Genomic DNA, 10,721 nt, shown 5'->3' on the forward strand with positions numbered 1-10,721 from the left:
GTGGATGCATTATAATCACGAATGATAATCGTTATCACTCATGTGGAGTGAAACCTTACATTTCTGAGAGGGGTCTTTCAAGAATGAAAAAGATATACCTAGGCTTGAGCATTGCAGCGTTGACATTGGCTCTGACTGCGTGCGGCGGAGGAAAAGAAGCAGCGAATAACACGACTGCACCTACCGCAGCACCTGCGACAACAGCTACAGCAGAAAAGCCGGCCGATGATGCCAATAAAGCAGAGACTCGCACGATTAAATATTTAGATAAAGAATACACCGTCCCTAGCAAAACAGAGCGGATCGCCATTGTAGGCAGCATGGAGTCCATGGAAGATTCACTTGTGCTGAACGTAAACCCGGTAGGCGCGATTTCTGTAGGCGGCAAATTCCCAGAGATGTTTGCACCGATTACAGGCGAAGCCACATCCATCGGGGAAAAAATCCAACCGAACCTGGAAACCATCCTGTCCTTGAAGCCGGACGTGATCTTGGGCAGTAGCAAATTTCCACCAGAAATGGCTGAGAAGCTGAACAAGATTGCTCCTACTTTCCCCGTTTCTCACATTTCAACGAATTGGGAAGCGAATCTGCAATTGTTGGGTGAATTGACTGGCAAGCAAGCTGAGGCAGAGAAAGCACTCAATGAATATAAATCAGGGATTGAAGCGGCAAAAGCAAAATTGGGAGACAGCGTGAAGGATAAAAAAGTATTGGTGATTCGTCTGCGCCAAGGAAACATCAACATCTATCCAGAGAAGGTGTTCTTCAACCCAGCTCTGTACGCAGACCTTGGCTTGACTGCACCTGAAGAAGTAAAAGCGGCGAAGGCACAAGAAATTATCTCCATGGAGAAATTCAGCCAGATCAACCCGGACTACCTGTTCATCCAATTCTCTCCAGACGAGAATAAAGACAAGCCGAACGTATTGGAAGATTTGCAGAACAACCCGATTTGGAAGAGCGTGAATGCAGTGAAAAACGGCAAAGTTTACGTAAACGTAGTTGATCCTCTCGCACAAGGCGGTACTGCTTGGAGCAAAACACAATTCCTGAAGGCGGCTGTTGAAAAATTGTCTGCCAAGTAAAAGTGGGCGAGGGTAGGCTATGCAATCCAAAAAAGCAACTTCCATGATCATACTAGCTGTTTCGCCATTGGTGATCCTGCTTACAATCTTGCTCTCCATTCATTACGGAGCCAAGTCGATTGATGCCGGGACCATTTATCAAGCTCTCTTTGCCTTTGATGAAGGGAATGTGGATCATCAAATTGTCATGCACTCTCGCTTGCCGAGGGTTTTGGGCGCACTCATGATCGGAGCATTTCTGGCGATATCTGGAGCGTTGATGCAGGGGATGACGAGGAATTACCTCGCGTCCCCCTCTATTATGGGCGTGTCTGACGGTTCGGTCTTTGCCGTTACGCTGTGCATGGTTTTCCTTCCATCCGCTACGAGTGTCACGATGATTACCATGTCCTTGATCGGTTCAGCATTTGCGGTGGCGATGGTTCTCGCTTTTTCCCGACTGTTGCCAAACGGCTTGACACCCGTGGGTATGGCGGTCATCGGCACGATTACGGGTACCTTTTTGAGCAGCATTTCAGCTGCGATTTCTACTTATTTTCAAGTCTCGCAAAACGTCAGCTTCTGGTACAATGCTAGGCTGCATCTCTTGGAGCCGGGCCTGGTGAAGCTAGCAGTTCCTTTTGCCATCGTCGGTATTATCCTCGCAATTCTTTTGTCCAAATCGATTACGATCTTATCCTTGGGCGACGAAGTATCTCGCGGTCTCGGACAGAGAACGGTGATGGTCAAAGTGCTGGCAACGACTGCTGTTGTCATTCTGACGGGTATTTCTGTTGCGTTGGCAGGAAAAATCGCTTTTGTCGGGCTGATTATTCCGCATATTACCCGCTTTTTGGTAGGTCTCGATTATCGATGGATCATTCCATGTGCAGGTTTATTGGGCGGTATTTTCCTCGCCTTGTCTGACGTTCTCAGCCGATTTATGAACAGTCCGTTTGAGACCCCAATCGGTGTGGTGACGGCATTTATTGGCGTTCCGTTCTTCCTCTATTTGATTTACAAGAGAGGAGGGGGAAAGCATGCCTAATCAAAAAGGTAAATTTCGTTTGCTGTTTCTCGTCAACATCGCCTTGATTTTGCTGGCGATTTATACCAGCCTGACCAACGGTGTATTTGACATGACGGTTTTGGATGTCATCCGTACGTTATTGCGTATTGATCCTGTAGCGGAATACGATTTGGTTATTTTCGATTTCCGCCTGCCGCGGATTGTTATTGCGGCGTTAGTCGGCTTTGGCTTAGGGGTCGCTGGTACCGTCATTCAGGGGATCACCCGTAACGGGCTGGCTGATCCGGGGATTTTGGGTATTAACGCAGGGGCAGGAGCCGCTATCGTCGCCTTTATGTTTTTCTTCGGTGGACAATTCATGGATGCGAGCTGGTATTCCATCATCGCCATGCCTTTGTTCGGTTTGACAGGCGGATTGCTTGCGGCTGGACTGATTTATCTATTTGCTTGGCGTAACGGAGCGCTTGACCCACAACGACTGATTCTGGTGGGGATCGCCATTGGCTCCGGATTGGGTGCCGTGTCACTGTATCTCTCGTTAAAAATGAATCCCAACGATTTTGAAATGGCAACCGTATGGCTCTCGGGAAGTATCTGGAGTGCCAACTGGACGCATATTGCTGGGATGCTGCCATGGCTAGTCATACTCATTCCTGTTTTGATGCGCAAGGTGTATATTCTCGATTTGCTTCAACTGAGTGAGGAGTCCGTCAAGAATCTGGGTGTGTCCGTGGAAAAGGAGCGCAATATTCTCCTGCTGTCGAGTATCGGGATCGTGAGCGCGTGTGTCTCGGTTTCGGGAGGCATCGGATTCGTCGGCTTGATGGCACCACATATTGCGAAGCGTTTGACGGGAATCCAGCACAGGTATGTTCTTCCCTTGTCAGGGACAATCGGGATGCTTATGGTCGTGGTAGCTGACTTTATCGGCAAAACTGTGTTCACACCCATTGAACTGCCAGTGGGTATCGTCATTTCGATCATCGGTGTACCGTATTTCTTCTATCTTCTGAGTAGAAGAAAAAAATAAAGAAGGGACGTGCAAATTGTGAAGGGACAATTGTTTGCAGAAGTATGCCATCACCGAGCATTGCTCGTATATTTGCCGCCATCCTATAACAAGAGTACGTCCCGTTTTCCCGTCATGTATGTCCATGATGGCGGTGACTTATTTGATCCGGCGTTTAGTACCGCAATCGATGTAATCGAAGATAAGTTTGCAGAGGGAAAAATTCCTGAGCTGATTCTCGTCGGCATCCAACCAGGAAACCGCAGGGATGACTATACGCCTTGGTTCTCCAAAGCAATCTCGCCTGAGCGTAACATTGATTTTGGCGGACAAGGAGATGCGTATCTTTCTTACGTCGCCAATGAATGTAAGACGTATATCGACAGCAAGTACAGGACAGACCCTAGGCCGGAAAAAACAGGGATCATCGGATTTTCGCTTGGTGGCTTGATCTCGATGTACGCTGCGCATCAATATCCGGACGTTTTTACGAAAATCGGCAGCATTTCGGGATCGTATTGGTATGAAGGCATGGTTTCGTTTATGCGGGAAAAGAAAATGTACCGTCCCGGACTGCGCATCTACATGGATGTTGGCAGTAAGGAAGGCGCTAAAAAACAAAACATCCAGAAACAAATGGTCCCGCTGACAAAAGAAGCGCATCAGATATTGGCTGATAGCGGCTTCGCAGCAGATCAGCTCGTCCTGCTCATTGACGAAGGGGCGGATCATTTGAGTGAATGTGCAAACGCCAGATTTCCGGGGGCGTTGCAATGGCTCTGGAATGAGAAGGAGGAAACAGAAATGGAACTGGCCAAATTGATTAGAGAGCGTCGCTCGATTCATCGCTTTACAGATCGTGAGGTAGACCCTGCGTTGGTTACAGAGCTGATGGATACAGCCGTATGGGCGCCGAATTACCACATGACACAGCCGTGGCGCTTTATTGTGACGTACGGGGAAGGCAAGAGAAGAATCGCCGAGGCCGTGCGGATCATGAAGGAAAAGCGGGAGATTGATCCTGCGAAAAAGAAAGAGGTCGGCGAGAAGTTTTACAATAAAATCATGGCGATTCCGATGCTGATGACGGTGATCATGGAAGAAAGTCCGAACTTGATTACGCGCCAAGACGATTTCGCTTCGACCAGTATTGTCATTCATAACTTTAGCTTGCTGGCGTGGGAAAAAGGCATCGGTCTGACGTGGGAGACGTACCCATGGATTCACGAGCCGGAATTCCGTGAAGCGATGGGCATTCGACCAGGAGAAAAAGTGCTGGGGAACCTGCATATCGGTTATCCAGCCGCGGTCCCTGGCGCTCAGCCGCGAATTCCTGCCGCAGAGCGCATCACACTTGTCGACAAAGCATAGGACAAGATCAAGTGAATTTTTCTTGTCACAGAATTACTTTTTGTGGTACCCTTGGGTCATTCTACAAGAAAGGGTGACCATTAAGCCAATGATCTGCTAACTCCTATTTCCGCAAAACCAATCGGATAAAACGATGCGTTTTTGGATAGGGGTAGTATGTGCATATTGGCGAATAGATGGTAGATCCTTTTTAGACTCAACAAAGGGTTTCTATGTCTTTTTGACGATAATATGCGTAGCCTCCTGTCCAGATCGCAATGGATAAGGAGGCTTTTTTATGTCAAATGTTTTGAAAAACCGCTATGTCAGGGCTATTTTGTTATCAGCATTTCTGCTGCAAATCGGAGTATGGGTGCGCAACATGGCGATTCTGCTCTTTGTGATGGATCATACAGGAGGAGATCCGTTCGCGGTATCCATGATTTCTGTGGCAGAGTATGCGCCAATCTTTCTGTTTTCCTTTCTTGCTGGTACGTTTGCTGATCGCTGGCAACCGAGAAAAACGATGGTCTGGTGTGAGGTGCTGAGTGCTCTATCGGTTGTCGGAGTGCTGCTTACCTTCGTTTACGGCTCGTGGAAGGCCATCTTTTTTGCCACACTCATTTCAGCCATTCTTTCTCAGTTTTCTCAACCGTCCGGAATGAAGCTGTTCAAGCTGCATGTACCTGGTGAACAACTTCAGGTAGGAATGTCAGCGTATCAGACTATTTTCGCGATCTTCATGGTATTTGGTCCGATTGTCGGTACGTTTGTGTTCCAGCAATGGGGGATGGAGGTAGCTATGGTCATCACTGCGGTTGCGTTTCTCTCTGCGGCCGGTGTCCTGTATTTGCTGCCGCCAGATCGCGTCGAGAAAGAAGAGCAGCAAGAAACGGCACTGCTTGGGGAGATGGTCAGCGGGATTCGTTATGTGTTCTCCAGTCGCGTATTGTCAATGCTTGGCTTTTGCTTTTTGGCTGTGGGCTTCTCATTGGGAATGATTCAACCGCTTGGGATTTTTATCGTGACCGAACAACTGCAATTGCCAAAAGAAAGCTTGCAATGGTTAATTACCGCCCAAGGTGTGGGGATGATTGCTGGAGGGGCCATGACGATGGCAGCTGCCAAAACGATTCCGCCGCAAAAGTTATTGGTCATGGGACTTCTTGGAAATGCGGTCGCAGTAGCGATTTGCGGGATGTCCACGAATCTGTGGCTGACGCTTGTTGCCCAGTTCATCGCGGGATTGCTCTTGCCCTCCATTCAAATTGGGATCAACACTATGCTGCTTAAAAATACCGAGAGTACCTTTATCGGTCGGGTGAATGGAATACTGACCCCGTTGTTTACAGGCTCTATGGTCGTCATGATGAGTATTACGGGGGTATTGAAGCTGTATCTTCCGCTCGCAGTCATATACGGGATCGCTGCATTCCTGATGATCATTGGTCTCAGCTTTATTTTGCCGCTTTATCGTATGAGGGAAGGAAACGTGGTGCAAAGTACAGAACAGACTGGTATATAAGCGTTTGGTAGCAAAGGGAGGCTTGGACCAGATGGTGCATGAACAGATTTCTTCTATAGAAGGTTTGAAGATGGTAGCTGCTGTTCGCGAGCTGGCGATGCGGTTGCCAGAAGTAACGGAGCAGGTAGACGCTTTTGGACATACATCGTTTCGCGTAAACGACAAGCCGTTTGTCATTTTGGGAGAGGGGGGCACTGAAGGCCCCTCCCTTTCTGTGAAGGTACTGAAGACGACCCAAGAGATTTTGCTTACGCAGGAGCATTTTTACAAGACACCGTACATTGGTCATCACGGCTGGGTTTCGATCCTGAACAAAAACGTGACTAGCTATGGTGAAATCGAGGATTACATACGGGAAGGCTATATGTGCGCGGCTCCCAAGCGATTGGTCAAGCAATTACAACACCTCCCCTGATCGTTCCTGTATAATTTGGGCGTAACGAGTAATGAGCGAACGTTCGATACAGCAGCATTCAGACAAAGGGGGAGCCGGTTTTGGATTGGAATCTCCAGCAGATGAGCAAATTGCTTGAGGTCGTTTTTGAAAATGCCCATGAACCAATGATCGTAACGGACAAGGACGGAAAAATACTCTTATTGAATCGGAGTTATCGAGAATTTCTGAATGTACAGGACGTGATCGGACAGCCAGTGACGGATGTCATCGAAAACACGAGGATGCATATTGTCGGTCAGGAAGGTGTTGCCGAGATCGCCGACATTCAGCAAATAAAAGGACAGAACATGATTGCGCATCGCATACCGATTATGGACGAAGGGAAAGTGATTGCCGTTCTGGGAACGGTGCTGTTCCAGGATGTGCAGGAGCTCACTGCCTTGGCTGCGATGGTTGCTCAGCTGAAGGACGAATTGACCTATTATAAGAAAGAGCTGCGGCGGCGAATGGGGGCTACCTATCATTTTGATCAAATCGTCGGGTACAGCCAGAAGCTGCAGGAGCTTAAAAAATTTTCTCAGAAAGTTGCGAAAAGCGATTCGACTGTGCTCATCACAGGTGAAAGCGGGACAGGCAAGGAGCTGTTTGCCCACGCTATTCATGCCGAGAGCAAGCGCAAAATGGGTCCTTTCATTCGGGTGAATTGTGCCGCTATTCCGGATTCTTTGCTAGAATCAGAGCTGTTTGGCTATGAAGAAGGTGCGTTTACCGGAGCTGTTCGCCGCGGAAAAAAGGGAAAGTTCGAGCTGGCTAACCACGGAACCATTCTGTTGGATGAGATCGGGGACATGCCGTTGCCTCTGCAAGCCAAGTTGTTGCGCGTGTTGCAGGAAAAAGAAGTCGAGCGAGTAGGGGCTGTACGGACGACGCCAATCGATGTGCGGGTGATCGCTTCCACGAATTCGGACATGCTTCAAAGCATCAAGGAAGGGAAGTTTCGGGCGGATCTCTATTATCGGTTGAATGTCGTGTCACTCTCGATCTCTCCGTTGCGAGAGCGTCTGGAGGATTTGCCGGAGCTGGTTTCGAATCTGCTCAAACAGCTTGGCGAGTCCACTGGCCTAGCGGTCAGGGCCATTGATGAAGAGGTATGGAACGTACTTCGGGGCTACTCCTGGCCAGGCAATGTACGAGAGTTGAAAAACGTGCTGGAGCGAGCCCTGCATCTAATGGAAGACGATGTCCTGAAAAAGGAGCATATTTGGCTGCCTGTATCGGACGAAGGGACACTCGCGTTCTTATCGGTTCCAACTCATACCGTTCGACCATTGAAACAAGTTATAGAAGAGGCTGAGCAGGAAGCACTTCGACAAGCGATGCAGCAAGCAGGGGGGAACAAGCTTACCGCCGCCAAGCTGTTGCAAATCAGCAAGTCCAGCTTTTACGAAAAGTGGGAGAAGTACCAATAGTACGAGGCGCGTATAAGTCGGGGATGTGGTGTTGCACCAGGTTCGCGGCTTTTTTCATCTGTAGAAATAACGTTTTGGTAGATTCCGGTTTTCCGGAATAGAGCAAGGTGACCTCCTGCTTTAACCCAGTAGCCTTCCTTGACCAGATTCCCTAAAAGGTGGGCTGATTTTTGCTAGATTCCATAAAACCGGACAAAAAATTCCGGAAATCCGGAAAAACTGCAAGCGCTATCATCTGTTTGCAAACAGTCGAGGCACGATGAACGGGTATGGTTGAACGATTTTTCTGGAATCGGCTGGAGTTGGCATGGTCCATGCAAATGAGTTGGATATGAAAGCGTTTTCTTCGCGTAAATACACACCATTTCCTCTGTAAGCGGAGGAGAAAATTGAAAGGAGAATTATATGATCATCGAAGTGTTATCCATCTTGATTTCGCTCGGTCTCCTGATGTTTTTTGCGTATCGGGGCTATCCTGTTATCGTATTTGCCCCTATTTTTACGCTGCTGGCCGTTGTCCTTTCCGGGATCTCTCTGCTGCCGAGCTACACCGAAACCTTTATGACGAATGCAGCAAACTATGTGAAATCATTCTTCCCTATTTTCTTACTGGGTGCCATTTTTGGAAAAGTCATGGAGTTGAGCGGTGCTGCTTCGTCCATTGCCCACACGATTGTGAAAGCACTCGGCTCCAATCGTGCGATCTTGGCTGTCGTTTTGGCATGTTCGATTTTGACGTATGGAGGGGTTTCCCTGTTCGTTGTGGCATTTGCTGTGTATCCGTTTGCCGCTGCGATTTTCCGTGAAGCCAATATTCCGAAGCGTCTCATTCCAGGAACGATTGCGCTCGGTGCTTTTACGTATACGATGGACGCTTTGCCAGGTACACCACAAATTCAAAACATCATTCCTACGACTTATTTCGGTACGGATGCTTATGCTGCACCTGTTCTTGGAACGATCGGCGCCATTATGGTTTTCGTTGGCGGGATGCTATGGCTGGAGCGCAGACGCAAGCAAGCTGTCACTGCTGGGGAAGGCTACGGCGAGGGACATACGAACGAGCCAGAGCTGATCAAAAATGAATCCTACATGAACATCTGGGTCGCGATTCTCCCGTTGGCATTAGTGCTCGTGGGTAACTATTTGTTCAGCAGAGGGATTTGGACAGTAGAGACGTGGTACGATCCGGCGATCCTCAAAGAATCATTTAAGATTGAGAAAGTGAAAAATGTTGTCTCTTCTTGGTCACTGATTATTTCGCTCTGTCTTGGAATTATTGCCGCAATTTTAATCAATGTGAAGCAAGTCAAAAACAAGCTGGCGAGTGGTTTGACGGCAGCCGCGATGGGCTCTCTCTTGGCGATCTTCAATACTGCTTCCGAAGTTGGGTTCGGAAACGTTGTGAAAACATTGCCGGGCTTCAAGCTCATCCAAGGCTGGATTATGGGCGCAAGTGAACATCCGTTGGTTTCTGAGGCACTGGCTGTAAACGTACTGGCAGGTGTGACAGGTTCAGCGTCGGGCGGTATGTCGATCGCGCTGGAGGTTATGAGCAAGCAATACCTAGAGATGGCAAATGCTGCGGGAATCAGCCCTGAGTTGTTGCACCGTATTGCCTCGATGTCTTCCGGTGGTATGGACACATTGCCGCACAACGGAGCGGTCATTACACTGCTCGCGATTACTGGTTTGACTCATCGTCAATCGTACAAAGACATTTTCGCGATTACGGTTTTGAAAACAGCTGTCGTGTTCATTCTGGCATTCGCCGTTTCTATTTTCTAATTTTCATCAGAGATCGACCGGTTTATAGACAGAGAAAATGAGGGACAGGAGAGGAGATAGTAGGGTATGGAGAAGTTGTTGGAGCAGCAGGTAGCAGTAGTAACAGGGGCTGCGAGCGGAATTGGATTGGAGATTGCCCGGACGTTTGCCGAGGAAGGGGCGAAAGTCGTTATACTGGACTTGAATGGGGAAGCAGCGGAAGCAGCAGCAGCCCAATTGCAAAAGGAAGGTCATGAAGCAATCAGCTTTGGTTGTAATGTTACTGACGAGGTACAAGTGCAGGCGTGTATCCAGCAGACAGTCAAGATTTTTGGCAGACTCGATATCTTAGTGAATAACGCCGGATTGCAATTTGTCTCTCCAATAGAAGAGTTTCCGACTGCAAAATTTGAACAAATGCTCAGTATTATGCTGACAGCGCCTTTTGTTGCGATTAAACACGCGTTCCCCATTATGAAGCAACAAGGTCATGGTCGTATCATCAATATGGCTTCGATTAACGGCTTGATTGGTTTTGCGGGGAAGGCAGCGTACAACAGTGCCAAGCACGGGGTCATCGGGCTCACCAAGGTTGCAGCCTTGGAAGGGGCAGTGGCTGGTATTACGGTAAATGCCATTTGTCCGGGGTATGTCGATACGCCGCTGGTACAAAACCAATTAGCGGATTTGGCTAAGACAAGAAATGTGCCGTTGGAAAAGGTGATGGAAGAAGTCATCTACCCGCTCGTTCCGCAGAAGCGACTGCTGCAAGTAAAGGAAGTAGCGAACTACGCTGCCTTTTTAGCTAGCAAGAAAGCGTCAGGTGTCACGGGTCAGGCTGTCGTCATCGATGGCGGGTATACAGCGCAGTAAGCCTGTTAAAGTCCCTATTTTTATAGGGGCTTTTTCATTTTCGCTATCTTTTTTTTAAAAAACTAGCAAAAAGGTATTGTATTCTCTTTTTAGATATGATAGATTATTCCTTGTCGCCAAGAACGACGACAAAATACGAGAAAAGAAAACGAGATTCGATAAAAAACTTCTTGACTCGCAAATAACGAACGTGATAAGATATGAAGCGTTCGACAAAATGCTCTTTGAAAACTG

Annotated in this window: 9 protein-coding genes; all 9 read left to right on the forward strand. The window is 48.2% G+C overall.

All coding sequences use genetic code 11. The features are described from left to right. The first annotated feature begins 83 nt into the window (after positions 1–83). The 9 genes from C7R92_RS11340 to C7R92_RS11380 all read left to right on the forward strand — a co-directional run bounded on the left by C7R92_RS11340 (position 84) and on the right by C7R92_RS11380 (position 10,487). Positions 84–1,088, forward strand: a complete 1,005-nt coding sequence (locus C7R92_RS11340; RefSeq protein WP_069852662.1) for an iron-hydroxamate ABC transporter substrate-binding protein — start codon at positions 84–86, stop codon at positions 1,086–1,088. Between the two features lie 19 nt (positions 1,089–1,107). Beyond that, a complete protein-coding gene (locus C7R92_RS11345) occupies positions 1,108–2,115 on the forward strand; it encodes a FecCD family ABC transporter permease (protein ID WP_106834327.1) in 1,008 nt (335 codons plus the stop codon). Next, the gene (locus C7R92_RS11350; RefSeq protein WP_106834328.1) at positions 2,108–3,127 is read left to right on the forward strand and encodes a FecCD family ABC transporter permease; all 1,020 of its coding nucleotides are present in this window, start codon (positions 2,108–2,110) and stop codon (positions 3,125–3,127) included. Before C7R92_RS11345 ends, C7R92_RS11350 begins: the two co-directional genes overlap by 8 nt. Before the next feature lie 18 nt (positions 3,128–3,145). Continuing rightward, complete coding sequence (locus C7R92_RS11355) at positions 3,146–4,477, forward strand: alpha/beta hydrolase-fold protein (RefSeq protein ID WP_244195724.1); 1,332 nt, start codon at positions 3,146–3,148, stop codon at positions 4,475–4,477. A gap of 277 nt (positions 4,478–4,754) precedes the next feature. Next, a complete protein-coding gene (locus C7R92_RS11360; RefSeq protein ID WP_106834330.1) occupies positions 4,755–5,981 on the forward strand; it encodes an MFS transporter in 1,227 nt (408 codons plus the stop codon). 31 nt (positions 5,982–6,012) lie between these two features. After that, positions 6,013–6,396, forward strand: a complete 384-nt coding sequence (locus C7R92_RS11365) for an MmcQ/YjbR family DNA-binding protein (RefSeq protein WP_106834331.1) — start codon at positions 6,013–6,015, stop codon at positions 6,394–6,396. Positions 6,397–6,476: 80 nt separating this feature from the next. Beyond that, positions 6,477–7,847 (forward strand): sigma-54 interaction domain-containing protein, encoded by a 1,371-nt coding sequence (locus tag C7R92_RS11370; protein ID WP_106834332.1) that lies wholly within the window; start codon positions 6,477–6,479, stop codon positions 7,845–7,847. 405 nt (positions 7,848–8,252) lie between these two features. Beyond that, the gene (locus C7R92_RS11375; protein ID WP_017247143.1) at positions 8,253–9,635 is read left to right on the forward strand and encodes a GntP family permease; all 1,383 of its coding nucleotides are present in this window, start codon (positions 8,253–8,255) and stop codon (positions 9,633–9,635) included. A gap of 66 nt (positions 9,636–9,701) precedes the next feature. Further along, entirely contained in the window at positions 9,702–10,487 is a 786-nt protein-coding gene (locus C7R92_RS11380; RefSeq protein WP_069852648.1) for a 3-hydroxybutyrate dehydrogenase, read from the forward strand. Positions 10,488–10,721: the final 234 nt, after the last annotated feature.

Origin of the sequence: Brevibacillus porteri (genome assembly GCF_003013475.1) — a bacterium.
GTDB lineage: Bacteria > Bacillota > Bacilli > Brevibacillales > Brevibacillaceae > Brevibacillus > Brevibacillus porteri.